We start from the raw sequence: 26,132 nt of genomic DNA, 5'->3' as shown, positions 1-26,132 counted from the left end.
TTTTCTGACTGACCCGGCGCATGTGTGCCGGTGCGGAGTTCTGAGATGTCCCTTCCCGTTGCCACGCTCGTCACCGGCGCCAGTTCCGGCATTGGCCGTGCGATTGCAGAAATGCTGCTCGCCGATGGCGTGACCCGTGTGATCAATGTCGACTATGCAGAGCCGACGTGGTCGCATCCGAACCTGACCTTTTTCCAGGCCGACCTGACCAACGCCGACGCCACGCGCGCGGTGGCGGAAACGGTGACCTCGCAGTTCGCGGTGACCCGGCTGGTCAACAACGCCGGCGCCACGCGTCCCGGCACGGCCGATACGGCCACCGCCGCTGATCTCGATTACGTCGTGGGCCTGACGCTGCAGGCCACGATGCTGCTGACCCAGGCCTGCCTGCCCGCCATGCGAGCGGCCGGCTTTGGGCGTATCGTCAACATGGCCTCGCGCGCGGCGCTGGGCAAGCCCGAGCGCGTGGTGTATTCCGCGGCCAAGGCGGGGCTGGTTGGCATGACCCGAACGCTGGCGATGGAGCTGGGCGGCGACGGCATCACCGTCAACGCCGTGGCACCGGGTCCCATCGCCACCGAGCTGTTCCGAAAGAGCAATCCGGAGGGCAGCGAACAGACACGGCGCATCCTGGCAAGCATCGCCGTGAAGAGAATGGGAACGCCGGAAGACGTGGCGCGTGCCTCGCTGTTCTTCCTCGCCCCCGAGAATGGTTTCGTGACGGGACAAGTGCTGTACGTCTGCGGCGGAACCACGCTGGGGGTGGCACCCGTATAAGAAAGTTGCCCGCCCCAAGGCACGGGGTGGAATAGCGATACACAAGCATTGCGCCTGCGGCCGCTCACAAGGTTCGTCCGCCGGTGTGCATCAATTCCTGGAGCACAAGATGAGCATCACCAATCAAACCTCGAAGGCGCGCAGACGCCTGCTGGCCGCTGGCGTCGCAATGGCCGCCGGCTTTGCCGTCATGACCGGCGCGCAGGCGCAGGGCAACTACCCGACCAAGCCGATCACGATGATCGTGCCGTTCTCGGCCGGTGGCACCACCGACATCCTGGCCCGTATCGTCAGCCTGCAACTGGGCAAGGCGCTGGGTCAGCCGGTGGTGGTGGACAACCGTCCGGGCGCGGGCGGCAACATCGGCGCATCGCTGGCTGCCAAGGCCCCGGGCGACGGCTACACGCTGTTCATGGGTACGATCGGCACGCACGCGATCAACCAGTCGCTGTACTCGAAGCTGCCGTACGACCCGGTCAAGGATTTCGCGCCGATCACGCGCGTGGCCATGGTGCCGAACATCGTCGTAGTGAACCCGAAGGTGCCCGTCCACAACATCAAGGAACTGATTGCCTACGTGAAGGCCAACCCGGACAAGCTGTCGTATGGTTCGTCGGGTAGCGGTTCGTCGATGCACCTGTCGGGCGAGCTGTTCAACTCGATGACCGGCCTGCATATCCAGCACATTCCGTACAAGGGCAGCGCCCCGGCCGTGAACGACCTGCTGGGCAACCAGATCGGCCTGATGTTCGACAACATGCCCTCGTCGTACCCGCACGTGAAGGCCGGCAAGCTGCGCGCCATCGCCGTGACCTCGGGCAAGCGTTCGCCGGCACTGCCGGACGTGCCGACCGTGGCCGAAGCCGGTGTGCCGGGCTATGAAGCCACGTCGTGGTTCGCCCTGTACGCCACCGGAGGCACGCCGCAGCCGATCGTCGATCGCCTGAATGCCGAAGTGGTCAAGATCCTGGCCATGCCGGAAGTGAAGAAGCAGATGGCCGAGCAAGGTGCCGAGCCGAACCCGGAGAAGCCGGCCCAGCTGGCCGCCTTCATGAAGTCCGAAACCGCCAAGTGGGCCAAGGTGGTGAAGGCTTCGGGCGCGACGGTGGACTGATCGCCCGAGCCTGCGTCGGTAGCACGCGGGCAAGCAGTACGGCAGTACTCGAACCGGCTCCGGGCGCCTGCCCGGCGGCCGGTTTTTTATTGCCCGCGCCAAAAGACGTGCGCCAAAGAAAACGCCCGCGAGGTTGGCGCGGGCGCAAATCCCAGGTCCGTGAGGACAGGAGGAGACAAGCTGCGGCTTCGGCGGGCGGCCGGGCGGACCCTGGCCGCCGGCAGGCAATCAGGTCAGGCTGTACTTGACGACCTGTTCCTCGACACCGACGAAGCGCACCAGCTGGCGCAGGCCGCTGGCGTATTCCTTGATATGGTGGCCGTCCGGGGTATCGGGCAGCCGGTAGTAGATCGGTGCCGTTCCGGCACGTGCGCGCGCGGCGCTGACGGACACCGAGGACTCGCCCGCTGCCGTGCCTTCGGTGATTTCCGGTCTTGCGTTCATCGACGACTCCCAGGAGACGCATGGCGCTGAACGTTGGGCCGGCAAGGAAAAGGCGCGCGCATGCGGGTGGCAATGTCTGGAATGTATTGCAGGCGGTCGCGAAAAGCCATTTCGATTTTTTTACATCAGTTTCTGGATAATTGCCTAAATTGTCATATTTAGGATTCTGTTGGGCTGTCGATATCAGGATGGTGGTCCCGCGCCGACGCCGCCCGACAGGCGTTGCAAGGGTTAACGGCATGACGCGCCCTGACTTGCGCGCTACCATAGCGCCACCCTGAACATTCCCGGCTCAAGGCAGCAACCTTCATGCCAACCCCGGGCCACCACTTGCACGGCGAATGTCCACCCAGCACGCGCTCCTGATTTCCCTGATTGAAAAGCCGTCGTCGGGTTACGACCTGGCGCGCCGTTTCGACAAGTCCATCGGCTATTTCTGGCACGCCACGCACCAGCAGATTTACCGCGAACTGGGGCGGATGGCCGAAATGGGCTGGATTGCGGCCGAGGACGGCGGCAAGGATCAGGCGGCCCCCGCCACTCCGGCCAGCGCACCGCACGGGGCGCCGGCGGAAAAAAAGAATCGCAAGAAGGTGTACTACGTGCTGCCGTCCGGCCGCGACGAACTGGTGCGTTGGGTGCTGTCGCCCGGTGCGGGGCTGGACCAGCGTGAGGAAATTCTGGTTAAGCTACGTGCAGATGCTGCAATCGGGCCGCTCGGCTTGGACGAGGAAATGCGGCGCCTGATCGCCCTGCACGAGGATCGCCTGGCGCTCTACCGCGATATCGAGCGCAAGGATTTCGGCGGCACGCTCGATCGGCGCCAGCAAATCCAGTATGCGCTGCTGCGGCGAGGCATCCGGTTCCAGGAGGACTGGGTGAAGTGGGGGCGCGACTTGATGCCGCTGCTGGAAATACCCGGCGAAGGCTAACGGCGGAGCGCCGGCTGCCAATGCCCTTTCCCGCCGGGTCATGCACCGGGGCGGGAAAGGGACACATCAGGAATACATCAGAAAAACGCCAAATCAGGCGACGCTGGCCGCATGCGCGGCGGCTTCCGCTGGCGCCAGGCCCAGGCGGCGGCGTGCCAGTGCGTACTCTTCCACGAACCGGCGCACCAGTTCGGCTGCCGGTACCACGCGCTTGATGGCGCCCACGCCCTGACCGGCGCCCCAGATGTCCTTCCACGGCTTGACCCGGGTCGAGCCGAAGTTCATGGCCGTGGCATCCGACGTCGGCAGTGCTTCCGGGTCCAGGCCCGAGCGCACGATGCTTTCGCGCAGGTAATTCCCGTGCACGCCCGTGAACAGGTTCGAATAGACGATGTCGTCGGCGTTGCTGTCGACGATCATCTGCTTGTAAGCGTCCTGGGCATTGGCTTCCAGCGTGGCAATGAAGGCCGAGCCGATATAGGCCAGGTCTGCGCCCGCCGCCTGGGCGGCCAGCACCGCGTCTCCGCTGGCGATGGCGCCGGACAGCAGCAGCGGGCCATCGAACCATTCGCGGATCTCGTGCAACAGCGCAAACGGCGACAGCGTGCCGGCATGGCCGCCCGCGCCGGCCGCCACGGCGATCAGGCCGTCGGCGCCCTTGTCGATCGCCTTGCGGGCAAAGGTATTGTTGATCACATCATGCAGCACGATGCCGCCGTACGAATGCACGGCCTCGTTGACTTCCGCGCGGGCGCCCAGCGACGTAATGACGATGGGCACCTTGTAGCGCACGCACATTTCCAGGTCGTGTTCGAGCCGGTCGTTGGACTTGTGCACGATCTGGTTGACCGCGAACGGTGCGGCGGGACGGTCCGGGTGCTTGGCGTCGTGCTCGGCCAGCTCGGTCGTGATGCGGTCCAGCCATTCCTCCAGCTTCTCGGCCGGGCGCGCGTTGAGCGCCGGGAACGAGCCCACCACGCCGGCCTTGCATTGCGCGATGACCAGGTCGGGATTGGAAATGATGAACAGCGGCGAGCAGACGGCCGGCAGCGACAGGTTTTGCAGCAGGGCGGGAATGGCCATGACGGTTCCTTCGGAGGAGGGCGGCAAATCGTGGGGCACATGCCATCGACGCGGCGAGGCAGGCAGGCGATCAGGCAATCGGACTTGCTATGCAACCAGTTGCATGATGAACCGCAAGGTATCACGTCCGCCTGGCTCCATGCAACGGGTTGCAGCGACTATTTGCGGCACCGCGGCGGCGGCCAGTGGCGCATTGTCTACAATGGCCCCATTGCCTTATGCGCCATGCAGGAGATGAAGTGGTGACCCACCCCGCGATCGACGCCGGCCCGGCCGGCGGGGCGCAGCCGGTGTCAGACGACCTGTTCGATGCCGACCTTGCCGCCTGGTATCGGCAGCCCGAACGTGCGTTCGACGGCTGGCTGGCCCGGCATGGCTTTCGCCCCGGTACGGCCATCGTGTACCGCGCGATGTGGGGCAAGCTGTTGCGCTGGTCCGCCGAGCAGGGGCTGCCGCCACTGAAATGGTCGGCCGGCCAGATCGGCGCCTTTCTCGATGCGCAGCATCTTCACAAGCGCCATCGCTATCGATATGCGAGATTGATAGAGCGAATCTTCCATCACCTGGCCACACTGCAACAGAATTTGCACAATCCGGCCAGTCAGGCGGTCAAGGCGCATCTGGCCGACGGCGAGAACGATCCCACGGCCTTTTTGCTGCCGGGTGAGCGCGACCTGCTCGTCGCCCGAATCCTCGCGCCGCAGCCCGAATTGCCGGCCGGCAAGGAAGCCAGGGGCGAGATGTCGCCCACGGCCTGGAAGCGCGCCCGGGACGTGGCGCTGCTTGCCGTGTTGCTGGGCGGCGGCCTGAAGGTGGCCGAGGTGCGCGCGTTGCGCCTGGAAGCCATCGACGGCATCGACGACGGTGCCATGGCCATCCGCATGGTGCGCCCCGATAACGGACGGACTTATATGGTGCCGCTGTTCGGCTTCGCCCATGCGCCGCTGCGCCGCTGGCTGGCGGTGCGCCGGGCGGCGGAATCGCTGGGCGACCTGGTATTCCCGGCCATGGCCAATGGACGGCCGATGCATGCGGCGTCGATCTATCGCCGTATTGAAATCCTGCTGGAAGAGGCCGGGGTGCTGGCTGGCCGCAGCGAGCGGGCGTCGCCCCAGACGCTGCGCAATACCTGTGGTGCGATGCATTTCGACGCCGGGACCACCCCCGCTGCCGTGGCCCAGCTGCTGGGCATGCGAGATCTCGAATCGGGCTGGCGACTGCACGCCGCCTACGAGGCGTGGCAGGCACGCACGGGGTTGCCGCTGATGACACCGCAGGCGGCGCGCGCCCGGGAATCGTGACAATCATTCGAATGTACGAGGCGGCCGTAAAATAGGCGGGATAAGATCTCGATTCGACCCGCGAATCCCGACCGGGATTCGGCCAGCGTCCTGAAACACTTACCGAACTGACAATTTCCATGGCTGAAACGTTACTGCTGACCGGTGCAACCGGATATATCGCCTCGCACACCTGGGTGTCGTTGCATGAGGCGGGCTATCAAGTGATCGGACTCGATAATCTGTGTAACAGCAGCCGCGAGGTGATCAACCGGCTGGCCCGCATTACCGGGACCACACCCCATTTCGTCGAAGGCGATGTGCGTGACCGCGCGTTGCTGGACCGCCTGTTTGCCGAGCACGAGATTGCGGGGGCGATTCATTTTGCGGCGCTGAAGGCGGTGGGTGAATCGGTCAGCAAGCCGCTCGAATATTACGGAAACAACCTCGAAGGCATGATCACGCTATGCAGCGCCATGCAGGCGGCTGGCGTGCGGCAACTGGTGTTCAGTTCGTCGGCCACGGTCTATGGCAATCCGCATACGGTGCCGATTCTCGAGGATTTCCCGCTATCGGCGACCAATCCGTACGGGCAGACCAAATTGATGGGCGAACAGATCCTGCGCGATCTGGAAAAATCCGATCCGGAATGGCGCATCGCTTTTCTGCGGTATTTCAACCCAGTCGGCGCCCATGAAAGCGGCCTCATTGGCGAAGATCCGGGCGGCATTCCGAACAACCTGATGCCTTACGTGGCCCAGGTGGCTGGCGGACGACGCGAAAAGCTCAGTGTCTATGGTGGCGATTACCCGACCGTCGACGGCACGGGTGTGCGCGACTACATCCACGTCTGCGACCTGGCCGATGGGCACGTGGCGGCGCTGAACTACCTTCGCCAGCATCCGCGCGGGATGACCGTCAATCTGGGCACGGGCCGTGGTTACAGCGTCCTGGAGGTAGTGAAGGCCTACGAACGTGCCAGTGGGCGGGCGGTGCCCTACCAGATTGTCGACCGGCGTCCGGGCGACATTGCGTCGTGCTATGCCGATCCGGCGCTGGCGCAGCAGATGCTGGGCTGGGAGGCCCGCCATGATCTGGACCGCATGTGCGAGGATTCCTGGCGCTGGCAGTCGATGAATCCCCAGGGGTTTGCGGCGTGAGCGGGGCAAGCCAATAAAAAACCGGGCCATGGCCCGGTTTTTCTTTGCGCCGTCTTTGCGCGCGCGTGGCGTTGCGGCTTAGCGAATCAGGAAGTCTTCCATCGACTTGCCATTGGCCAATGCCTGGGTCAGCCAACCCGGACGCTTGCCGCGGCCGGTCCAGGTATTGCCCGCGCTATCGCGATAACGGACCGGAACCTTGCGTGCGGTAGTGGCCTTCTTGCCAGCCACGCCCTTGCCACCAAATCCGAGATCTTCGGCGGTCAGGCCAAATTGTTCGATTTTCTCGCGAATCTCGGCGATCACCGTCGCTTGCTCGCGCGCCTTGATCTCTTCGGCCTCCCGCTGCAGTTCGCTGATTTTCTGAACGATTTCCTGATATGTCGCCATTTGTATCCCTCGATTTACTGGTGGGTCCGTGAATAGACGAAAAGCATTATAACCACTGTCGGCCACGCTGCAAATGCTTTGCGGCTGCGCGCCAAAAAATACGAAAAATCTCAATTAAGAAGAATTACTGAACTTATGACAAGGGCGATAGTCGAGCGTTGGCTGCCGCGACGGCGCCAGAATGCACCGGCGCCGTAGATAGCGCGGTGCGTGGGCCATCTCGCATCGCCGCGGAAACATGAATCAAAACTTAATGCCGGAAATAGGAGTCGCAGTCCGGCGCAAGCGGGATTCAGCGAACGCTCCATTCCGGCCGCGCAGGCAATATTCATTTGCCGGCATGCGCTCACTCACTCCTCGCGGTGCAGCACAGGCCATTTACCGCCGGCGATTGAAAGTGCGTCAGTCGCCATACCCGAAAACCATTTGCCGCGCAACTCAAGGAAGACTGGACGCCGGCCGTTATCGAGTCCTGAGCGGGCCGCACGGGGTGTCGGACTGCCGGACCGAGGCAAGGAAGTGGCTTCGGGTGATTTCCTAATGATCAGCACATCATGTCCTTTCATCAGAATATTCAGATCAAGACCCTCTTGCGGGGCGCCATGGCTGCGCTGGCGGCCATCCTGCTGGTTGTGGGCGGAGCGGGATTGCATGGCATTTCCCAGTCCAATGATGCGCTGAAGGAGACCTATGCCAACCAGCTGGCTTCATCCCAGGCGCTGGCCGATGCCATGATCGGCACCACGCGCCTGCGCCTGGCGCTGGACCGTACCGTCATGCCCGGCAGCGAGGGCGAGGACATGAACAAGCACGTCGAACGCTCGAAGGTCTTTGTCGAGTCGTCTGACAAGGGCTGGAAACGCTATTTGGCGCTGCCGCAGAACGACGAGGAAAAGGCGCTGGCCACCGCGCTGGCAGCCAAGCGCCAGGAGTTCTTCGAGGCGGGCGTCGCGAAGTGGCAGCAGGCGCTGACCTCCGGAAACCGGGAGGAAGCCCTGCGCATTGCGCGCGAGGTCATGCCGGAACTGCAGCGCAGCATGTCCTCCGCGCACGAAAAGCTCGAGAAATTCCAGATGGACGCCGGCAAGGCGAACTTCGAAGCCGCCCAGTCGCGCTTTGAAGTGATTCGCACGATGTCGATCCTGCTGATCGTCTTCGGGCTGGTCATTGCCGTGGTGGCCGCCATGATGCTCCACCGCGCCATCGTGCGCCCGGTGGAAGAGGCGCTGTCCGTGTTCGAACGCATGGCCGCCGGCGACCTGACGTCGCGCATCAGCAGCATGTCGAAGAACGAGGTGGGCCGCATGATGCAGGCGCTGGCCCGGATGCAGGACAGCCTGTCGGGCATCGTGTCCGAAGTGCGTACCGGCACCGATTCGATCGCCTCGGCCACCCAGCAGATTTCGGCCGGCAATACCGACCTGTCGCAACGTACCGAAGAGCAGGCGGCCTCGCTGGAGCAGACCGCCGCCAGCATGGAAGAACTGACCACGGTGGTACGCCAGAACGCCGACAACGCCCGCCAGGCTGGCGTGCTGGCCGGCGAAGCCTCGCAGATCGCCATGAAGGGGGGCGACGTGGTGGGCCGCGTGGTTGACACCATGAACGAGATCAACGGCGCATCGCGCAAGGTGGTCGAGATCATCGGCGTGATCGAAGGCATCGCCTTCCAGACCAATATCCTGGCGCTGAATGCCGCCGTGGAAGCGGCCCGGGCCGGCGAACAGGGCCGCGGCTTTGCCGTGGTAGCCGGCGAGGTGCGCAGCCTGGCGCAGCGCAGCGCCAATGCCGCCAAGGAAATCGAATCGCTGATCAGCGAATCTGGCCAGCGTGTGGAAAGCGGCACGAAGCTGGTGGCCGAAGCCGGCAACACCATGGGCGAGATCGTGCAGGCCGTGCGTCGCGTCACGGACATCATGAACGAGATCAGCGCCGCGTCGCAGGAACAGACCACCGGCATCGAGCAGGTGAACCAGGCCGTGGCCCAGATGGACCAGGTCACGCAGCAGAACGCGGCACTCGTGGAGGAAGCCGCTGCCGCCGCGGGCGCGCTGGAAGAACAGGCGCAGAAGCTCAAGAGCGTGGTGTCGGTGTTCTCGCTGGCGTCCGACGGCGGTGCGTCGCGCCTGCTGGCAGCGCCGTCACGGCCGGCCCATGCGCTGGCGCCGGCCCAGCCCCTGGCTGCTCCGGCTGCACCGGCCACCGCCGTCGCCGGCGCTGCGGAACGTGCGCCGGTGCGTCCCGCCGCCAAGCGTCCGCCCGTGGTGCGCAAGACCCGCGAGCCCAAGCTGTTGCGCCCCGCGCTGAACCAGCCGGCCGGCGCGTCGAACCCGGACGACAACTGGGCCGCCTTCTGATTAATTCGAGCCCGATATAAACAGGACTGAGTGCCACGAGGTTCACACGGAGCGCGCAAGATGCCATGATGCGGGGTTTTGTCTGCCCCGCATCCCGGTGTTCCCCGCGCCCTTGCCGTTTCCCTTCGCGCAGCCCCAATGATTGCCACGAATACCCTCCTGTTGCTGCTTGCAGCCGCGCTCGGCGTCGTTGCCGCGCGAGGCATGCGCGCTGCCAAGCCGGAAGGCGAGCCGGGGCGCAAGGCTGTCCGGTCGCTGGCATGGTCGGCTGCGCTCCTGTCGCAGGCCACCACGGGCATGCCGCTCTGGGTGGCGGTGGCTTCGGGCACGCTGACGGCCGCCAATCGCGGCGCCGACGCGGCGGCAACCTTCGCCGCGACCATGGCGGCAAGCATGGCCGCGTCGCACCTGATTGCCCCTGCCTGGCAATGGATGCGCCAGGGCAGCCGTGGCTGGCAGGTTGCCATCGTCACGGCCATGCTGGCGGGTGCCGGCATGGTGGCGGTGGCCGGTGCACGGCTGGGCCGGGCCTGCGGCGGCCTGTCGATGTCCCCGCGCGACTGTCTGGACGTGGCCGGCCCGCATGGGTCGGCGTGGCTGGCCGGCGGCCTGGCGCTGCTGTGCTCCGCGCTCTATGCGATGCATCGCCTCCAGTCGCGCCGGTGGGCGGGAGCCTATGCCGAGGGGGCGCTCGCCGACGACGCCCCTGACGAATTCCCGGTTGCCGCGCGTGCGGGCGAGCCGCGCCTGGTGCGGCGCGGCCACGGTCGCATGGGCGGGCTGACCGTACGCTCGTCGGGCCGCGACCAGCCGCCCGTCGGCGAATACAGCGTCAGCAACGAAGACCTGCCCGACCGCACCGCCTTCGCGCGCTGGCTCGACCAGACCATCGCGCACGCCCGCCTGTCGGAAACCGCCTGCGCCGTGCTGCTGATCCATATTGCCGACTTCCGGGAAGTCGACGAAGTCTTCGAAGTCCGCGCCGACGACATCCTGGCCCAGGATGCCGGCGCGCTGGCCCAGGCCGCGCTGGAACCGCATCATTTCCTGGCCCGGCTGGCGCGCGATGAATTCGCGGTGGGCGTGCCCGAACTGGTGCAGCACAGCCGGGCGCACGAACTGGGCGCGCGCGTGCTGGGGTCGCTGTCCGAGTTCGTGGCTGCGCGCGGCCTGCAGATGCAGATTGGCGTGAACATCGGCATCGCCATCTATCCGCGCGATGCGGCCACATCCGAATCGCTGATGCAGGCGGCGCGCGTCAGCCTGTCGGAGGCGCGCGAAAGCGGGTCGAACCAGATGCGCGTGTTCAATTCCGCTGCCGGCGAACGGGCGCGCCGCATGCGCGTCATCCGCCGCGATCTCTGGCCGGCCATCCAGGACGACGCGCTGTCGCTGATGTACCAGCCGAAATACGACGTGAAGTCGCGCGGCGTGGTGGGGGCCGAGGCGCTGTGCCGCTGGCGGCATCCGACGCTGGGTCCGGTCAATCCTGCCGAATTCATCATGGTGGCCGAGCAGTCGGGCCAGATCGACAAGCTCGACGACTGGGTCATCTCGACGGTCTGCGCGCAGGTACGCGCCTGGCAGGACGCGGGGCTGGCGACGGTGCCGGTGGCGATCAACGTGTCGGGGCTGCGCTTTGCCAGCCGCAACTTCCCGCAGTACCTGCTCGAACAGATCCACCAGCACGACATTCCGCCGTCGGCCATCACGCTCGAAATTACCGAGACGGCAGCCATGAAGGACATCGGCAAGTCGATGGAGACGCTGGCCGAGCTGCAGTCGCTGGGCATCCACGTGGCGCTGGACGACTTCGGCAGCGGCTACTCCAGCCTGGGCTACCTGAAGCGGCTGCGCGTGGGCACGCTCAAGATCGACCGCACGCTGATCGGCGGGCTGGACGCCGACCCGCAGGGCCAGGCAATCGTCGGGTCGATGGTGGCGCTGGCGCACGAACTCCGCATGAAGGTGGTGGCCGAAGGGGTGGAGTCGGCATCGCAGCTGGACATCCTGGACGGCATGGGCTGCGACGAGGTGCAGGGCTACCTGATGGCCATGCCGCTCGACGCCCCGGCGTTCGCCGAACAGCTGCAGGGCGCCCACCCGCTGCGCGCCTGAGCGCGGGTGGCGAAACGTGAAAAATTGTCGATAACGCTAAAGCGCGTGCCTGGCGTGTCGTTATGAAGGTGACAGGGCAGTGGCGCATGCCGGATGTCGCTCGCCCGAGCCAGCTGGCCTGTCCGTCGCCGGCCGCGCTGCCTTGCCACTGGCGGACCAACCCACACGGAGTCCCCGATGTCCCTTCCGCACATCCTCGTCGTCGACGATTCGCCATCCCTGCGCCGCATGACAGGCGCCTGCCTGCGCGCGGGCGGATTCATGGTGACCGAGGCGGCCGACGGCAAGGAGGCGCACGAGGTGGCCATGGAAGAGCAGTTCGGCATGCTGGTCACCGACCAGGTGATGCCCGTCATGGACGGCCTGTCGCTGATCCGCGCGCTGCGCGCCACATCGGCCTATGCGTCGATTCCGATCCTGATGCTCTCGACCGAGCACGACGACCGCATCCTGGACCAGGCCCGCGAGGCCGGCGCGTCGGGATTCCTGGCCAAGCCCTTCGATCCGGAAGACCTGCTGGCCTCCGTCCACGCGCTGCTGGACCCTCCCACGGAGGGGTAAGCCGGGCGCGAAGTCGTCCTTAATTCACCCCGCATCGTGCCGTAAATACTGGAGGGCCATAGCAGGTGGTCCGGCTCGGCCCATTGGGCCGCGGGCCGGCAGACCGCCTCGGGTCGCCAGCAGCCAGGGGCACGCTATCCCCGGCCACGACCAACCTTGCCAGCGGGGGCAACATGAATACCAGCAACAACCGGGCGGACGGCGCGGGAGAAGAATTCCTGGCCTTCCGGCTTGGCCGCGAGGAATACGGCATCGACATCCTCAAGGTCCAGGAAATCCGTGGCTACGAATCGGTCACGCAGATCGCCAACGCGCCTGACTACCTGAAGGGCGTGGTCAACCTGCGCGGCACCATCGTCCCGATCATCGACCTGCGCATCAAGTTCAACCAGGCCGAGATCAGCTACGACCAGTACACGGTGGTGATCATCGTCGATATCCATGAACGCACGACGGGCATCGTGGTTGACGGCGTATCCGACGTGCTCACGCTGACTCCGTCGCAGATCAAGCCGGCGCCGACGCTGTCCGGCGGCGTGGCCACCGACTATATCCGCGGGCTTGGCTCGCTGGAGGGGCGCATGCTGATCCTGACCGATATCGAGAAGCTGATGGACGTCGACGACCTCGCGGCGCTTGACGCCGCGGCCGGCACCGCCTGACCCACCCCGTAACAAGCGGCCCGTAGCGCCCGCGCGAATGCGGGGGCGCCGGTGCCGGAGCCTTCAACGCAGTTCGAGCACCCATGCGCAACAACCAGCCTGTCACGCAGCGCGAGCATCCGCTCTCGCCGGACGATTACCTGATCTCCCGAACCGACCTCAAGGGTCGCATCACGTTCGCAAACCGGGCGTTCGTGGAGACCAGCGGCTTCTCGTCGGCAGAGCTGCTGGGCGCGCCGCACAACCTGGTGCGCCATCCGGACATGCCGCCGGAAGCGTTTGCCGATCTCTGGACGTCGATCCAGGCCGGCAAGTCGTGGGTCGGCATCGTCAAGAACCGCCGCAAGGACGGCGATCACTACTGGGTGCAGGCAACCGTCACGCCGACGCGCGTGGCCGGCCGCATCATCGGCTATACGTCGGTGCGGTCGATGGCGTCGCGCGAGCAGATCGACGCGGCCGAGGCTGCCTACAAGCGCTTTCGCGAGCAGCGCGCCGCCGGGCTGGCGATCCGCGACGGGGCCGTGGTGCGGACCGGCGTGGCCGGCTTCTTCGGCCGCCTGACCCGCCTGAACCTGCGCCGCCGCATTCTTTGGGCCCAGGTGGCCGGGCTCGCATGGTTCCTGGTGGCGCTGGCTGGCGTGCACTGGATGTCGGCCGACGCTGCGGCCCAGTTGTGGCCGTGGCTCTGGGGCGCTTTCGCGCTGGCCGTGATCTCGTCGATGGCTTCGGGCGCCCTGCTGATCTCCCGCGTGGAAAAGCCGGTCGGCGAGATGCTCGACTTTGCGCTGCGCATGGGCGCCGGCGACCTGACCACGACGTTCGAGCACAAGGCCGGCGACGAAGTGGGTGCGCTGGCGCGCGCCATGCGCACGATGCAGCGCAGCCTGCTGTCGGTGGTGCATGACATCCAGGAAGGCATGACCAGCATCTCGACGGCCACGCACCAGGTGGCCGCCGGCAACAACGACCTGTCGCAGCGCACCGAACAGCAGGCCGCCTCGCTGGAGGAAACGGCTTCGAGCATGGAGCAGCTGACCGGCACGGTCCGCCAGAACGCCGACAACGCACGCCAGGCCACCGGGCTGGCCGCCAATGCGTCGGAGACGGCCGTACGCGGTGGCGAGGCCGTGGGGCGCGTGGTGCAGACGATGAACGAAATCAACGAGGCATCGCGCAAGATCGTCGACATCATCGGCGTGATCGAGGGCATTGCCTTTCAGACCAACATCCTGGCGCTGAACGCCGCCGTGGAAGCGGCGCGTGCCGGCGAGCAGGGCCGCGGCTTCGCCGTGGTGGCTGGCGAGGTGCGCAGCCTGGCGCAGCGCAGCGCCAACGCGGCCAAGGAAATCAAGGGCCTGATCGGCAACACCGTGTCGCGCGTGGAAAACGGCGCGGCGCAGGTCAGCGAGGCCGGCGCGACGATGGACGAGATCGTCCAGGCCGTGAAGCGCGTGACCGACATCATGGGCGACATCAGTTCGGCATCGGCCGAGCAGAGCGCAGGCATCGAGCAGGTCAACGAGGCCGTGGCGCAAATGGATGAAAGCACGCAACAGAACGCAGCATTGGTAGAGCAGGCCGCCGCGGCGGCCGGCGCGCTGGAAGAACAGGCCGACCGCCTGCGCGAGTCGATCTCCACATTCCGCGTGAGCACCCAGGCCGAAGTCCGGCCTGCGCGCCCGCGCCAGATGGAGACGATGGCGGAGGTGGCGGGCTGAAGTGGGGAGCCGGTCCGCGCCCGGCAGGGCGGGGGCCATTCCAGAAAGGGCCGCGCCGAAACACGCGGCATCAGGAACGGGGTAGAGCAGCCGCCCACGCAGGCGGCCGCGACAACAATCCGGGTGGCATTGCCCATCCCGGTCATTTCTGACAGAAGAAGGGGATAGTTCTATGCAGTGGTTCAATCAACTACGCGTTACGACCAGGCTGATAGCAGGCTTCCTGGTGGTATCGGTGATCGGCGCCGTCATCGGCCTGCTGGGCGTGGTCAACATGGGGCGCATGGCGGAATGGACCGGCAAGATCTACACCACCGACCTGCAGGCGCTGAAGGCCGTGCAGGACGGCAACATCAACCTGGTCTATGCCAGCCGCGCGCAGATCGCGCTGCTGTCGGCATCGACCATGGGCGAACGCGCGACCGAGAAGGAAGAGATCCAGAAATCGCTGGCGACGATGGAGGCGCGGGTAAAAACTGCGAAGAGCTCGTTCAGCCAGCCCGAGGGCCAGGCGCTGTTCAAGCAGTATGAAGCGCTGGTGCCCCCGTTCCGCGACCGCATGACGAAGTACGTGGAACTGGTCAGCAAGCAGCCGCTGGACACGTCGCAGTTCGAAAGCACGGTGTTCACGGAAAGTGCCGACCTGCTCAAGGAAAGCCGCGCGCTGGAAGACGTGCTGTTCAAGATGGTCAAGCGCCGCGACGAACGCGCCAAGTTGAACATGGACGAGTCGACCAGCGTCTACAACAGCTCGCGCGTGCTGATGCTGCTGCTGGTGCTCGGCGGGGTCGTGATCTCGGTGCTGCTGGGCTGGTTCCTGGCCCGCCAGCTGTCGCGCCAGCTCGGTGGCGAACCGGGCTATGCCGCTTCGATCGCCGCGCAGATTGCCGATGGCGACTTCTCGGCCAAGGTGGAACTGCGCCGTGGCGACGACCACAGCCTGCTGCACGCGATCGCGCAGATGCAGCAACAGCTGTCGTCGATGGTCCGCGACTTCAAGGAGTCGGCTGAGTCGATCGGCACGGCGTCGCGCGAAATTGCGGCCGGCAACAACGACCTGTCGCAGCGCACCGAACAGCAGGCCGCCTCGCTGGAGGAAACGGCTTCGAGCATGGAGCAGCTGACCGGCACGGTCCGCCAGAACGCCGACAACGCACGCCAGGCCACCGGGCTGGCCGCCAATGCGTCGGAGACGGCCGTACGCGGTGGCGAGGCCGTGGGGCGCGTGGTGCAGACGATGAACGAAATCAACGAGGCATCGCGCAAGATCGTCGACATCATCGGCGTGATCGAGGGCATTGCCTTTCAGACCAACATCCTGGCGCTGAACGCCGCCGTGGAAGCGGCGCGTGCCGGCGAGCAGGGCCGCGGCTTTGCCGTGGTGGCCGGCGAGGTGCGCAGCCTGGCGCAGCGCAGCGCCAATGCCGCCAAGGAAATCAAGACGCTGATCGACAACTCGGTGGCGCAGGTGGATACCGGCGCGGCGCTGGTGAGCCAGGCCGGCACGACGATGGACGAGATCGTGCAGGCCGTGAAGCGCGTGACCGACATCATGGGAGAGATCAGCGCGGCATCGGCCGAGCAGAGCTCGGGCATCGAGCAGGTCAACCAGGCCGTGGCCCAGATGGACGAAGTGACGCAGCAGAACGCGGCGCTGGTGGAGCAGGCCGCGGCGGCAGCCGGTTCGCTGCAGGACCAGGCTTCGCGCCTGCTGGAATCGGTGTCGGGCTTCCGCCTGTCGCACGACGATGCAGCGGCGGCATCGGTGCCGATGCTCGCTGCCCCGGCGGCGCCCGCCGTGCGCTCGGTGGCCAGGCCCGCCGCCAAGGCCCCGGTGAACCGCGTGGCCAAGGGCGGCAAGCGGGGCAAGCCGGCCAGGACCGGCACTGCGCTGGCGGCTGCCGCACCGGCTATGGCTGAAGTTGCCGGCGCGGATGCCGATACACAGAAGAAGCGCCCGGCGCTGACGGCGGCTGCGTCTGCCAGCCCGGCATCGGACAACGGCGACTGGAGCGCCTTCTGAGCGTCATCGGGACAACTTCGGACCGCCACATAATCGTCGTCTGAAAAGACGGCAGCGTCCCGGCGCAGCGTTGTAATTGTTGCGCCGGGCGTTCACTCGTCTGCAGAACACCATGAACACCGACATCAGTCTGTCCCTGTCGGCCGAAGCCGCAGCGCGGCTGCGCGCAGACTTCGATGCGTTTGTAAAAGTTTCCACCGGACTCGACCCGCAGTTCATTCCGCCCGCGTTCGACGATTTCCTGCGCGCGCGGCTGATCCAGCAGGATGGGCCGCTCACCGAGCGTGCCGTCATGCGCCTGCTGGCCAGCGGCGAGTACGGATGGGCGCGCAAGGTCTTCGACAAGCAGCTGCCGAACGCATTGGCGGCGCTCATGCGCGACGCGCAGCGTTTCGGCTTCGCGCTGGCCGTGCAGCCCGACTGGACGTCCCAGCAGCGCGTGGAGCATGCGCGGGAGTGGGCCGCGAACATCCTGTCCGAAGCGGGCGCCGATGCCGCGTTCACCGAGGCGCTGGCGGCCCAGATATCGGCCTCCGCTGTCGATGTGCGCACGATCGAGGAGCGCATGCGCACGCCTGCGTGGCGCATTGCGGACAGCCTGCGGCAGCGCGCTTACGACGTCATGTACGCGCTGCAGACCGAGCAAAGCGAGGCGCTTGGCCGCAGCAAGGTGGGCGAGTTGCGCGCGCTGCTGGGCCTGGCGCTGGAGTATGGATCGGTGAGCGCCGAGGAAGCCGCGCGCGTGCTGGAGCAGGTGGAGCGCGCGCGTCCGCACCTGTTCCGGGAAGCACCCGATGACGTGTTTGCGCGGCTGGCGGCGTGGCTGCGTCGCGTGTTTAGCCAAGGTGCGCTTGTTCGTCAATAGTGGAAACCAGCAACCCCCTTTCGTGCGTGGCGTGTCCACCGTCGGAAATCCGTTTCCGTTCAGTGCACAAACTGTTACACCTTTGATGAAAATCAGAAGACAGGCACGTTTGTTGTTACAAACTTCGGGGCCCATGTCTTTTCCTTACGACATTCCCCAATCCCCAACGTAAGTAGGGATTGGCATGGTGGGCGGAATGCCGATATAAACGTAACAGTTTCACTTACACTCTGTAACATCTGTAACGTTTCAGAGTTCAGGTGTAACCGGGCGAAGTTCTTTCGTAGTACGTCGTACCCACTCGAACACGCAACAAACGATCTGGTCGCCGGCAGGATTTCCTTGCTGGTAAGCGCCGGACAAGCGGTCGAGGGGTTTTTTGGTAGCGGGGAAAAATTGGAAAGCAGTGAAGTTCTCCAGGAGATCAGGGAGGTTAACCTCGCCTATCTTCTGCTTGCGCAACGACTGGTGCGCGAAAACCAGGTGGAAGCCATGTTCAGGCTTGGTGTCAGCAAGGAAATTGCTGAGATCCTCGCCAAGCTGACCTCGGCGCAACTCGTCAAGCTGGCTGCATCGAACATGGTGCTGTGCCGGTTCCGCTTTGACGATCACGCGTTGCTGTCCACCCTGACACACACGGCCAAGAGCCATGATATGCAGCAGATCCACGCTGCTATCCTGCTGGCCCGGCAACCCGTGGAGTCGCTCAATTGACCGCGCTCCTCCAGGCCCAGCCGGCCCGCAGTTTCACGGCCACTCCCGTCCCCAACCGCAAGAGCGTCCTGCAGGATGCCAACCAGACCCAGCTCGCCATCGAGCTGATCGGCCTGGGTGCGCGCCTGCAGGTGCTTGAAGCCGAGACCACGCTCTCGCGCGACCGGTTGATCCGCCTCTACAAGGAGCTGCGGGGCGCGTCGCCGCCCAAGGGCATGCTCCCCTTCTCGACAGACTGGTTCACCACCTGGCTGCCGAATATCCATTCGTCGCTGTTCTTCTCCGCTTACCAGTTCATGGTGCAGGAAGGCGAGACGTCGGGCATTCGTGCCGTAGTGGCCGCTTACCGTCTGTACCTCGAGCACGTTTCGCTGCTCGGTGGCGAAATCGTCTTAAGTTTCACCCGTGCCTGGACGTTAGTACGGTTTTTCGAGAGCAACATGCTGCAGCTTTCCTCGTGCACCTGTTGCGGCGGTCAGTTCGTGACGCATGCCTATGAGCCGCACGCGAACTTCGTCTGCAGCCTGTGCCGCCCGCCTTCGCGCGCCGGAAAGGTGAAGAAGCTCTCGAAGGACGCCGCATCCGCGCAGACGCCAGCCTGACTCACCGGGCCTGACGTCCGCGTGGCAGGTGGGCCCCGGTAACGGCGGGCGGTGACCCCGCTCGTCCGCGCCGGATGCCCAGTGCGTGCCTGACGCGTGTTTTTCAGACGGGGATCCGATCGTGCTAGTAGTTATTGGCTATGTCGTCGTAGTCGTGGCGGTGTTGGGCGGTTACGCCCTCACCGGCGGACATATGGGCGCGCTTTATCAACCGGCGGAGCTCATCATCATCGGCGGTGCCGCCGTCGGCGCATTCATCAGCTCCAACAGCGGCAAGGCCATCAAGGCCACGATGAAGGCCATGCCTTCGCTGCTGCAGGGCTCCAAGTACAAGAAGGAACTGTACCTGGACGTGATGGCGCTGCTGTACGTGCTGCTGTCCAAGGCACGTCGCGAGGGCATCCTGTTCCTCGAAAAGGAAATTGCCGATCCCGCATCGAGCAGCGTCTTCAGTCAGTACCCGCGCATCCTGGCCGACGCCAAGATGATGGAGTTCCTGACCGACTACCTGCGCATGATGGTCAACGGCAACATGAACGCCTTTGAGATCGAGGCGCTCATGGACCACGAAATCGAAACGTTCCGCCACGAAGCCGAGATTCCCGCCCATGCGCTGTCGCGCGTCGGCGACGGCCTGCCCGCCTTCGGCATCGTGGCCGCGGTGATGGGCGTGGTGCACGCACTCGCCTCGGCCGATCTGCCGCCGGCGGAACTGGGCGCCCTGATCGCCCACGCCATGGTCGGTACGTTCCTGGGCATTCTGCTGGCCTACGGCTTCGTGTCGCCGCTGGCATCGCGCGTCGAGCACCAGGTGTCCGAGAGCATCAAGATGTACGAGTGCATCAAGGTCACGCTGCTGGCATCCCTGAACGGCTATGCCCCGCTGGTGGCGGTGGAATTCGGCCGCAAGGTGCTGTACTCCACGGTACGTCCGTCGTTCCTCGAGCTCGACGACCACGTGCGTGAAGTCAAGAGCCTGACCTGACGGGAGAGCAGCCATGAGCAGCGCCCAGGACCTGCGTCCGATCATCATCAAGAAGGCGAAGTCGCACGCCAAGCCGCACGGCAACCACAGCTGGAAGATCGCCTACGCCGACTTCATGACGGCCATGATGGCGCTGTTCCTGGTGCTGTGGCTGCTGAGCTCGTCTTCCCCGAAAACGCTCGTCGGCGTGGCCGAATACTTCAAGACGCCGCTGAAAGTGGCGGTGGCCGGCGGCGACAAGAGCAGCATGTCGAAGAGTGTCATCCCCGGCGGCGGCAAGGACCCGATGGCCAAGGACGGCGAGGTCATGAAGGCCCTGACCAACGATCCGGCCGACGCCCAGCGCCGCCGCGACCAGATGGACAGCGAGCGCCTGCGCGCGCTCAAGGGTCGTCTGGAACAGATCATCGACAACAACCCCACGCTGCGCCAGTTCCGCCCGCAGCTGCTGCTGGACATCACCAGCGAGGGCCTGCGCATCCAGATCCTGGATACACAGAACCGGCCGATGTTCCGTACCGGCAGCGCCGCCGTGGAGCCGTACATGCGTGCCATCCTGCGCGAAATCGGCCCGGTGCTCAACGAGATGCCGAACAAGGTCAGCCTGTCGGGCCATACCGACTCGGCCACCTACATGATGGGCGAGCGCGCATACAGCAACTGGGAACTGTCGGCAGACCGCGCCAATGCGTCGCGCCAGGAACTGATCGCCGGTGGCATGCAGGAAGGCAAGGTGCTGCGGGTGCTGGGCCTGGCCGACACCATGCCGCTGGAGAAGAACGAACCGCTGGCGCCGACCAACCGTCGCATCAGCATTGTGGTGCTCAACAAGCGCGCGCAGGCCCAGTTCGAGTCCGAAAACGCCAGCGCGGCGGATGTTTCGGTGCAGGCCCAGAAGGGACGCATGGCCGAAGAGCTTCAGTCGCAGGTGCCGGCGCAGGCGGAAGCCGCCCCGGCTCCCGCGGCAGGCCCCGCCAACACGCCCAAGGGCAAGTAGGAACGAGGGCGCGCCGCCGCGGTGGGTGGCGTGTCTTCCCAGGAAATCTAGCGAGCCAGGACGATCATGTCTGTCGATATCGATATCACGCAGTTTTACCAGACCTTCTTCGAAGAGGCAGAGGAACTGCTCGTAGAAATGGAGCAGCTGCTGCTGGAGGTGGACATCGAGTCCCCCGATGCCGAAGCGCTCAACGCGATCTTTCGTGCCGCGCATTCGATCAAGGGCGGTGCCGCGACGTTCGGCTTCACGGCCCTGACCGAAACCACGCACATCTTTGAGAACCTGCTCGACCGCACGCGTCGGCGGGAACTGGCCCTCACGCGGGTCATCATCGACACCTTTCTGGAAACCAAGGACGTGTTGCAAGACCAGCTCAATGCCTATCGCAACGGCACCGAACCCGATCCGGAAACGTTCAAGCGCATCTGCGCCGTCCTGCAGCAGCTGGCCCAGGAAGCCGGCGGCGAAGCGGCCCACGCTCCGGCCCCCCCACCCGCGCCCGTGGCAGCCCCGGCCCCGGCCGCCGCACCGGCCGGCGGCAACCTGAAGGTTCGCCTGATCAAGGTATCGGCCGCGGACCAGGCGCTGCTGCGCGAGGAACTGGCCAACCTGGGCGAGATCACCGGCCAGGAAGAGGCCGATGGCGACCTGACCATCTGGCTGAACAGCCAGTGCGGCACCGACGACATCATCGCGGTCTGCTGCTTCGTGATCGACGAGAAGCAGATCGTCGTGGAAGCCGTGGCAGCCGGCGAGGCCCCGGCCGCAGCCGCGCCCGCACCGGCGCCTGCGCCCGTCGCCGCGCCGGCCCCGGCGGCCGCTGCGCCGGCCGCCGCCCCGGTAGCCAAGGACAAGGAAAAGGAGAAGGCCAAGCCTGCGGCCGCCGCCGCCGCGCATGGCCCCGATTCGGGTTCGATCCGCGTGCCGACCGAGAAGGTCGACCAGATCATCAACCTGGTGGGCGAACTGGTCATCACGCAATCGATGCTGGCGCAGACCGCGTCGTCGCTCGACCCCGTACTGTTCGACCGCCTGTTCTCGGGCATGGGCCAGCTGGAGCGCAACGCGCGCGACCTGCAGGAAGCGGTGATGTCGATCCGCATGATGCCGATGGACTACGTGTTCTCGCGCTTCCCGCGTCTGGTGCGCGACCTGGCCAGCAAGCTGAACAAGCAGATCGACCTGGTCACGTTCGGCAAGGCGACCGAACTGGACAAGAGCCTGATCGAACGGATCATCGACCCGCTGACCCACCTGGTGCGCAACAGCCTCGACCACGGTATCGAAACGCCCGAGAAGCGCGTGGCGGCCGGCAAGGAACCGACCGGCCAGCTGATCCTGTCGGCACAGCACGCCGGCGGCAACATCGTCATCGAAGTGAGCGACGACGGTGGTGGCCTGAACCGGGAGCGCATCCTGTCCAAGGCCCTGCAGAACAACCTGCCGGGCGTGTCCGAAAGCATGCCCGACGATGAGGTCTGGCAGCTGATCTTCGCGCCGGGCTTCTCCACTGCCGAGGTGGTGACCGACGTGTCGGGACGTGGCGTGGGCATGGACGTGGTCAAGCGGAACATCCAGGAAATGGGCGGGCATGTCGAGATCAGCTCGCGCCAGGGCCTGGGTACCACCACCCGCATCGTGCTGCCGCTGACGCTGGCCATCCTGGACGGCATGTCGGTGCGCACCGGCGAAGAGACGTTCATCCTGCCGCTGAACTGCGTGATGGAGTCGCTGCAGCCGAAGGCCGACGACGTGCACACCGCCGCCAACGGCGAGCGCGTGATGAACGTGCGCGGCGAATACCTGCCGCTGCTGGAACTGCACAAGGTCTTCAACGTGGCCAATGCGGTGCAGGAGCCCACGCAGGGCATCGCCGTGATCCTGGCCGCCGAAGGCAAGCGCTTCGCGCTGCTGGTGGACCAGCTGATCGGCCAGCACCAGGTGGTACTGAAGAACCTCGAAACCAACTACCGCAAGGTGCCGTGCATTTCGGCCGCGACGATCCTGGGCGACGGCAGCGTCGCGCTGATCGTGGACGTGGCCGCGCTGCAGCGCACCGGCGTGCGCCGCCAGGACATGGCGGTGGCACTGTAATCGACAGCAAGGAGAACGGACATGGCCGGCATCGGACACATCGATACCCAGGGCAGCGAAGCCTCTGGCCAGGAATACCTGGTCTTCACGCTGGGCACCGAGGAATATGGCATCGACATCCTGAAGGTGCAGGAAATCCGCAGCTACGAGACGGTAACCCGCATCGCCAACGCACCCGACTTCATCAAGGGCGTGACGAACCTGCGCGGCGTGATCGTGCCGATCGTGGACCTGCGCCTGAAGTTCAACCTCGCCAACGTGCGTTATGACCACCAGACCGTGGTGATCATCCTGAACGTGGCGGGGCGTGTGGTCGGCATCGTCGTCGATGGTGTGTCGGACGTGCTCACGCTGACCGGCGACGACATCAAGGCTGCGCCGGAATTCGGCGTATCGGTATCCAACGAGCACCTGACCGGCCTCGGTTCGGTGGAAGGCCGGATGCTGATCCTGATCGACATCGAACGCATGATGACCAGCGCCGAGATGGAACTGATCGAAGCCGAGTTCGCCTGAGCGCGCGCCGGATCGCCCCCAACTGCCTGTACCGCCGATCATCGGCAACCCTGACGACATACACTCATGACGCCGCTCCGTTCTTCCTCCAGCGCCACCGGGAAGCCAGGCGCGGCCGCCAGCACGGCGACGCCGGTGCTGGCGCCCCTGCGCGACGACATGCGTGACTTCCTGCTGACCGAGCGCGACTTCGAGAAGGTGCGCGCGCTGATCCACAAGCGCGCCGGCATCTCGCTGGGCAGCCACAAGCGCGAGATGGTGTACAGCCGTCTGGCGCGGCGGCTGCGCTCGCTGCAGCTCAGCGACTTCGGCACTTACCTGGAACTGCTCGAGTCGGACGACCGGTCCGACGAGTGGGAGTACTTCACCAACGCGCTGACGACCAACCTCACGTCGTTCTTCCGTGAGGCGCACCACTTCCCGCTGCTGGCCGAGCACGCCAGGAAGACTGGCCGGCCCTACAGCGTCTGGTGCGCGGCGGCGTCGACCGGCGAGGAACCGTATTCGATCGCCATCACGCTGGCCGAGGCGCTGGGCGACCGCGCCGGGACCGTGCTGGCCACCGACATCGACACCCAGGTGCTGGCCAAGGCCCGCGCCGGCGTCTATACGACTGAGCAGGTGTCCCGGCTGCAGCAGGAGCAGCTCAAGCGCTTCTTCCTGAAGGGCACGGGCGCACGCGCGGGCTCGGTCAAGGTCAAGCCGGAGCTGGCATCGACCATCGCGTTCGAGCCGCTGAACCTGCTGGCGCCGGACTGGGGCATTCGCGACAAGTTCGACGCGATCTTCTGCCGCAACGTGATGATCTATTTCGACAAGCCGACCCAGGGCCGCATCCTGGAGCGGTTTGCGCCGTTGCTCAAGCCGAACGGCCTGCTGTTTGCCGGCCATTCGGAGAACTTCTCGTATGTCACGCGCGCGTTCCAGCTGCGCGGGCAGACCGTGTATGAACTGGCGGGCAAAGGCGGAGGCGCATGATGCGCGGCACGCCACAGATGCCCGAGGCCATTGCCACGCGAAAGTACTTCGATCGCGAATTCGGCAAGCAGGCCATCAAGCTGCTGCCCAACGAATACTACGTGACGGGCGATGACGTGGTGCTGACCACGGTGCTGGGATCGTGCGTGGCCGCATGCATCCGCGACGAAGTGGCCGGCGTGGGCGGCATGAACCATTTCATGCTGCCCGATGACGAGAACGCCGGCCCTGACCGCATGCTGTCGGCGTCGATGCGCTACGGCTGCTACGCGCTGGAAGTGCTGATCAATGAACTGCTGAAGATGGGCGCCCGGCGCGAGCGTCTGGAAGCCAAGGTATTTGGCGGCGGCGCGGTACTGGCGAACATGACGACCCTCAATATTGGGGACCGGAATGCCGATTTCGTACTGAAGTACCTGCGCACCGAAGAGATACGGGTGGCCGCGCAAGACCTGCGCGGGCCGCACGCGCGACGCGTCAGCTATTTTCCGGGAACGGGTCTGGCGCTGGTGCGCCGGCTGACCCGCTCGGACGATACCGTTGGCGTGGAGCGCGACGAGCGTGCCCTGGCACGCGCGCTGTCCACATCCACAAAGGCGCCCGCCCGTGGTGCCGTGGCTTTGTTTACGCGGCAGGCATCGGCCAAGTCGCCGACCTGAAAACTGAAGACGTAGAGACGAACATGACCGCCGCGAAGATCAAGGTGCTGTGCGTGGATGATTCCGCGCTGATTCGCAGCCTGATGACGGAGATCATCAACAGCCAGCCCGACATGGAGGTGGTGGGTACCGCCCCCGACCCGCTGGTGGCGCGTGACATGATCAAGCGCCTGAACCCGGACGTGCTGACGCTGGACGTGGAAATGCCACGGATGGACGGGCTCGACTTTCTGGAACGCCTGATGCGCCTGCGCCCGATGCCGGTGCTGATGGTGTCCTCGCTGACCGAACGGGGGTCGGAAATCACGATGCGCGCGCTGGAACTGGGCGCGGTCGATTTCGTGACCAAGCCCAAGCTTGGTATCCGCGAGGGTCTGATCGAATACACCGACACGATCGCCGACAAGCTGCGCGCGGCGTCGCGGGCACGCGTGCGGGCACGGTCCGAGGCGCCTGCGGGCAGCGCGCCTGCCGCGCCGATGCTGCGCGCGCCGCTGCTGTCGACCGAAAAACTGATCATCGTCGGCGCATCGACCGGCGGCACCGAGGCCATCAAGGAATTCCTGATGCCGCTGCCGCCCGATTCGCCGGCAGTCATGATCGTGCAGCACATGCCGGCCGGCTTCACCAAGTCGTTCGCGCAGCGCCTGAACGGGCTGTGCCGCATCACGGTCAAGGAAGCGGAGCACGGCGAACGCGTGCTGCCCGGCTATGCGTATATCGCGCCGGGAGACTCCCACCTGCTGCTGGCGCGTAGCGGTGCCAACTACGTGGCGCACCTGTCGCAAGACGCACCGGTGAACCGGCATCGTCCGTCGGTGGACGTGCTGTTCGATTCCGCCGCCATCCACGGCGGCAAGAACGTGACGGGCGTGATCCTGACCGGCATGGGCAAGGACGGTGCCCGCGGCATGCTGCGCATGCGCGAGGCCGGATCGTACAACCTGGCGCAGGACGAACAGTCCTGCATCGTGTTTGGCATGCCGAAGGAGGCTATCGCCACCGGCGGCGTGCATGAAGTCGTGCCCCTGAACCAGATGAGCCAGCGCGTCATGGCGCACCTGGCCACGTTTGGCGCACGGGCGCAGCGCGTGTAG

General features: G+C 65.5%; 24 protein-coding genes. 21 read left to right on the top strand and 3 right to left on the bottom strand.

Annotation, left to right across the window (positions count from 1 at the left end; translation table 11 throughout):
- Positions 1 to 45 precede the first annotated feature (45 nt).
- Positions 46 to 777: an SDR family NAD(P)-dependent oxidoreductase gene (locus AC3FJ6_RS13400; RefSeq protein ID WP_488772320.1), complete on the top strand. Its 732-nt coding sequence runs from the start codon at positions 46 to 48 to the stop codon at positions 775 to 777.
- A gap of 109 nt (positions 778 to 886) precedes the next feature.
- Positions 887 to 1,891, top strand: a complete 1,005-nt coding sequence (locus AC3FJ6_RS13395) for a Bug family tripartite tricarboxylate transporter substrate binding protein (RefSeq protein ID WP_029051535.1) — start codon at positions 887 to 889, stop codon at positions 1,889 to 1,891.
- A 228-nt stretch (positions 1,892 to 2,119) separates the two neighbouring features.
- Here AC3FJ6_RS13395 and AC3FJ6_RS13390 read toward each other — a convergent pair whose 3' ends face one another.
- The gene (locus tag AC3FJ6_RS13390) at positions 2,120 to 2,335 is read right to left on the bottom strand and encodes a hypothetical protein (protein WP_153949808.1); all 216 of its coding nucleotides are present in this window, start codon (positions 2,333 to 2,335) and stop codon (positions 2,120 to 2,122) included.
- 341 nt (positions 2,336 to 2,676) lie between these two features.
- Between AC3FJ6_RS13390 and AC3FJ6_RS13385 the strand changes: the two genes are divergently transcribed.
- Positions 2,677 to 3,267, top strand: coding sequence for a PadR family transcriptional regulator (locus tag AC3FJ6_RS13385; protein ID WP_400393000.1), 591 nt, complete (start codon positions 2,677 to 2,679; stop codon positions 3,265 to 3,267).
- 93 nt (positions 3,268 to 3,360) lie between these two features.
- Here the strand turns inward: AC3FJ6_RS13385 and AC3FJ6_RS13380 are convergent, their stop codons facing one another.
- The gene (locus AC3FJ6_RS13380) at positions 3,361 to 4,350 is read right to left on the bottom strand and encodes an NAD(P)H-dependent flavin oxidoreductase (protein ID WP_153949806.1); all 990 of its coding nucleotides are present in this window, start codon (positions 4,348 to 4,350) and stop codon (positions 3,361 to 3,363) included.
- Between the two features lie 242 nt (positions 4,351 to 4,592).
- Between AC3FJ6_RS13380 and AC3FJ6_RS13375 the strand changes: the two genes are divergently transcribed.
- Both AC3FJ6_RS13375 and galE read left to right on the top strand, forming a co-directional pair.
- Positions 4,593 to 5,651 carry a tyrosine-type recombinase/integrase gene (locus AC3FJ6_RS13375; protein ID WP_488772319.1) on the top strand — a complete coding sequence of 353 codons (1,059 nt, stop codon included), beginning with the start codon at positions 4,593 to 4,595 and terminating at the stop codon, positions 5,649 to 5,651.
- Between the two features lie 119 nt (positions 5,652 to 5,770).
- Positions 5,771 to 6,790 carry a UDP-glucose 4-epimerase GalE gene (gene galE, locus AC3FJ6_RS13370; RefSeq protein WP_488772318.1) on the top strand — a complete coding sequence of 340 codons (1,020 nt, stop codon included), beginning with the start codon at positions 5,771 to 5,773 and terminating at the stop codon, positions 6,788 to 6,790.
- Between the two features lie 78 nt (positions 6,791 to 6,868).
- Here galE and AC3FJ6_RS13365 read toward each other — a convergent pair whose 3' ends face one another.
- Positions 6,869 to 7,180: an H-NS histone family protein gene (locus tag AC3FJ6_RS13365; RefSeq protein WP_400393012.1), complete on the bottom strand. Its 312-nt coding sequence runs from the start codon at positions 7,178 to 7,180 to the stop codon at positions 6,869 to 6,871.
- A 554-nt stretch (positions 7,181 to 7,734) separates the two neighbouring features.
- Here AC3FJ6_RS13365 and AC3FJ6_RS13360 point away from each other — a divergent pair.
- From AC3FJ6_RS13360 to AC3FJ6_RS13285, 16 genes are all read left to right on the top strand, one after another.
- Positions 7,735 to 9,537: a methyl-accepting chemotaxis protein gene (locus AC3FJ6_RS13360; RefSeq protein ID WP_488772316.1), complete on the top strand. Its 1,803-nt coding sequence runs from the start codon at positions 7,735 to 7,737 to the stop codon at positions 9,535 to 9,537.
- Positions 9,538 to 9,675: 138 nt separating this feature from the next.
- Positions 9,676 to 11,655, top strand: a complete 1,980-nt coding sequence (locus AC3FJ6_RS13355; RefSeq protein WP_488772314.1) for a putative bifunctional diguanylate cyclase/phosphodiesterase — start codon at positions 9,676 to 9,678, stop codon at positions 11,653 to 11,655.
- Positions 11,656 to 11,832: 177 nt separating this feature from the next.
- Positions 11,833 to 12,216 (top strand): response regulator, encoded by a 384-nt coding sequence (locus AC3FJ6_RS13350; protein ID WP_488772312.1) that lies wholly within the window; start codon positions 11,833 to 11,835, stop codon positions 12,214 to 12,216.
- 173 nt (positions 12,217 to 12,389) lie between these two features.
- Entirely contained in the window at positions 12,390 to 12,878 is a 489-nt protein-coding gene (locus tag AC3FJ6_RS13345) for a chemotaxis protein CheW (protein WP_153949800.1), read from the top strand.
- An 83-nt stretch (positions 12,879 to 12,961) separates the two neighbouring features.
- Complete coding sequence (locus tag AC3FJ6_RS13340) at positions 12,962 to 14,599, top strand: methyl-accepting chemotaxis protein (protein WP_488772309.1); 1,638 nt, start codon at positions 12,962 to 12,964, stop codon at positions 14,597 to 14,599.
- A gap of 172 nt (positions 14,600 to 14,771) precedes the next feature.
- Positions 14,772 to 16,622: a methyl-accepting chemotaxis protein gene (locus AC3FJ6_RS13335; RefSeq protein ID WP_488772307.1), complete on the top strand. Its 1,851-nt coding sequence runs from the start codon at positions 14,772 to 14,774 to the stop codon at positions 16,620 to 16,622.
- 112 nt (positions 16,623 to 16,734) lie between these two features.
- Positions 16,735 to 17,487, top strand: coding sequence for a DUF4088 family protein (locus AC3FJ6_RS13330; protein WP_400393371.1), 753 nt, complete (start codon positions 16,735 to 16,737; stop codon positions 17,485 to 17,487).
- Positions 17,488 to 17,883: 396 nt separating this feature from the next.
- Positions 17,884 to 18,201, top strand: a complete 318-nt coding sequence (flhD, locus tag AC3FJ6_RS13325) for a flagellar transcriptional regulator FlhD (protein WP_008647543.1) — start codon at positions 17,884 to 17,886, stop codon at positions 18,199 to 18,201.
- Positions 18,198 to 18,803, top strand: a complete 606-nt coding sequence (gene flhC / locus AC3FJ6_RS13320) for a flagellar transcriptional regulator FlhC (RefSeq protein ID WP_153949796.1) — start codon at positions 18,198 to 18,200, stop codon at positions 18,801 to 18,803. The genes flhD and flhC overlap by 4 nt, the downstream gene beginning before the upstream one ends.
- Before the next feature lie 121 nt (positions 18,804 to 18,924).
- Complete coding sequence (motA, locus tag AC3FJ6_RS13315; RefSeq protein ID WP_049815961.1) at positions 18,925 to 19,788, top strand: flagellar motor stator protein MotA; 864 nt, start codon at positions 18,925 to 18,927, stop codon at positions 19,786 to 19,788.
- Positions 19,789 to 19,801: 13 nt separating this feature from the next.
- Positions 19,802 to 20,785 carry a flagellar motor protein MotB gene (motB, locus tag AC3FJ6_RS13310; RefSeq protein ID WP_488772304.1) on the top strand — a complete coding sequence of 328 codons (984 nt, stop codon included), beginning with the start codon at positions 19,802 to 19,804 and terminating at the stop codon, positions 20,783 to 20,785.
- 66 nt (positions 20,786 to 20,851) lie between these two features.
- Positions 20,852 to 22,882, top strand: a complete 2,031-nt coding sequence (gene cheA, locus AC3FJ6_RS13305; RefSeq protein ID WP_488772302.1) for a chemotaxis protein CheA — start codon at positions 20,852 to 20,854, stop codon at positions 22,880 to 22,882.
- A 21-nt stretch (positions 22,883 to 22,903) separates the two neighbouring features.
- A complete protein-coding gene (locus AC3FJ6_RS13300; RefSeq protein WP_029051730.1) occupies positions 22,904 to 23,398 on the top strand; it encodes a chemotaxis protein CheW in 495 nt (164 codons plus the stop codon).
- A gap of 66 nt (positions 23,399 to 23,464) precedes the next feature.
- Complete coding sequence (locus tag AC3FJ6_RS13295; RefSeq protein WP_488772300.1) at positions 23,465 to 24,376, top strand: CheR family methyltransferase; 912 nt, start codon at positions 23,465 to 23,467, stop codon at positions 24,374 to 24,376.
- Complete coding sequence (gene cheD, locus AC3FJ6_RS13290) at positions 24,373 to 25,035, top strand: chemoreceptor glutamine deamidase CheD (protein WP_400393362.1); 663 nt, start codon at positions 24,373 to 24,375, stop codon at positions 25,033 to 25,035. Before AC3FJ6_RS13295 ends, cheD begins: the two co-directional genes overlap by 4 nt.
- Before the next feature lie 23 nt (positions 25,036 to 25,058).
- Positions 25,059 to 26,132: a protein-glutamate methylesterase/protein-glutamine glutaminase gene (locus AC3FJ6_RS13285; RefSeq protein WP_488772298.1), complete on the top strand. Its 1,074-nt coding sequence runs from the start codon at positions 25,059 to 25,061 to the stop codon at positions 26,130 to 26,132.

It is taken from the genome of Cupriavidus sp. 94F1, from assembly GCF_057798875.1.
Note: the sequence above shows the minus strand (reverse complement) of the source record. Positions and strands in the feature narration are given on the sequence as shown.

Coding starts and splice junctions, on each gene's coding strand:
- AC3FJ6_RS13400 (WP_488772320.1), top strand. CDS start 46: ATGTCCCTTCCCGTTGCCACGCTCGTCACCGGCGCCAGTTCCGGCATT.
- AC3FJ6_RS13395 (WP_029051535.1), top strand. CDS start 887: ATGAGCATCACCAATCAAACCTCGAAGGCGCGCAGACGCCTGCTGGCC.
- AC3FJ6_RS13390 (WP_153949808.1), bottom strand. CDS start 2,335: ATGAACGCAAGACCGGAAATCACCGAAGGCACGGCAGCGGGCGAGTCC.
- AC3FJ6_RS13385 (WP_400393000.1), top strand. CDS start 2,677: ATGTCCACCCAGCACGCGCTCCTGATTTCCCTGATTGAAAAGCCGTCG.
- AC3FJ6_RS13380 (WP_153949806.1), bottom strand. CDS start 4,350: ATGGCCATTCCCGCCCTGCTGCAAAACCTGTCGCTGCCGGCCGTCTGC.
- galE (WP_488772318.1), top strand. CDS start 5,771: ATGGCTGAAACGTTACTGCTGACCGGTGCAACCGGATATATCGCCTCG.
- AC3FJ6_RS13365 (WP_400393012.1), bottom strand. CDS start 7,180: ATGGCGACATATCAGGAAATCGTTCAGAAAATCAGCGAACTGCAGCGG.
- AC3FJ6_RS13360 (WP_488772316.1), top strand. CDS start 7,735: ATGTCCTTTCATCAGAATATTCAGATCAAGACCCTCTTGCGGGGCGCC.
- AC3FJ6_RS13355 (WP_488772314.1), top strand. CDS start 9,676: ATGATTGCCACGAATACCCTCCTGTTGCTGCTTGCAGCCGCGCTCGGC.
- AC3FJ6_RS13350 (WP_488772312.1), top strand. CDS start 11,833: ATGTCCCTTCCGCACATCCTCGTCGTCGACGATTCGCCATCCCTGCGC.
- AC3FJ6_RS13345 (WP_153949800.1), top strand. CDS start 12,390: ATGAATACCAGCAACAACCGGGCGGACGGCGCGGGAGAAGAATTCCTG.
- AC3FJ6_RS13340 (WP_488772309.1), top strand. CDS start 12,962: ATGCGCAACAACCAGCCTGTCACGCAGCGCGAGCATCCGCTCTCGCCG.
- AC3FJ6_RS13335 (WP_488772307.1), top strand. CDS start 14,772: ATGCAGTGGTTCAATCAACTACGCGTTACGACCAGGCTGATAGCAGGC.
- AC3FJ6_RS13330 (WP_400393371.1), top strand. CDS start 16,735: ATGAACACCGACATCAGTCTGTCCCTGTCGGCCGAAGCCGCAGCGCGG.
- motB (WP_488772304.1), top strand. CDS start 19,802: ATGAGCAGCGCCCAGGACCTGCGTCCGATCATCATCAAGAAGGCGAAG.
- cheA (WP_488772302.1), top strand. CDS start 20,852: ATGTCTGTCGATATCGATATCACGCAGTTTTACCAGACCTTCTTCGAA.
- AC3FJ6_RS13300 (WP_029051730.1), top strand. CDS start 22,904: ATGGCCGGCATCGGACACATCGATACCCAGGGCAGCGAAGCCTCTGGC.
- AC3FJ6_RS13295 (WP_488772300.1), top strand. CDS start 23,465: ATGACGCCGCTCCGTTCTTCCTCCAGCGCCACCGGGAAGCCAGGCGCG.
- cheD (WP_400393362.1), top strand. CDS start 24,373: ATGATGCGCGGCACGCCACAGATGCCCGAGGCCATTGCCACGCGAAAG.
- AC3FJ6_RS13285 (WP_488772298.1), top strand. CDS start 25,059: ATGACCGCCGCGAAGATCAAGGTGCTGTGCGTGGATGATTCCGCGCTG.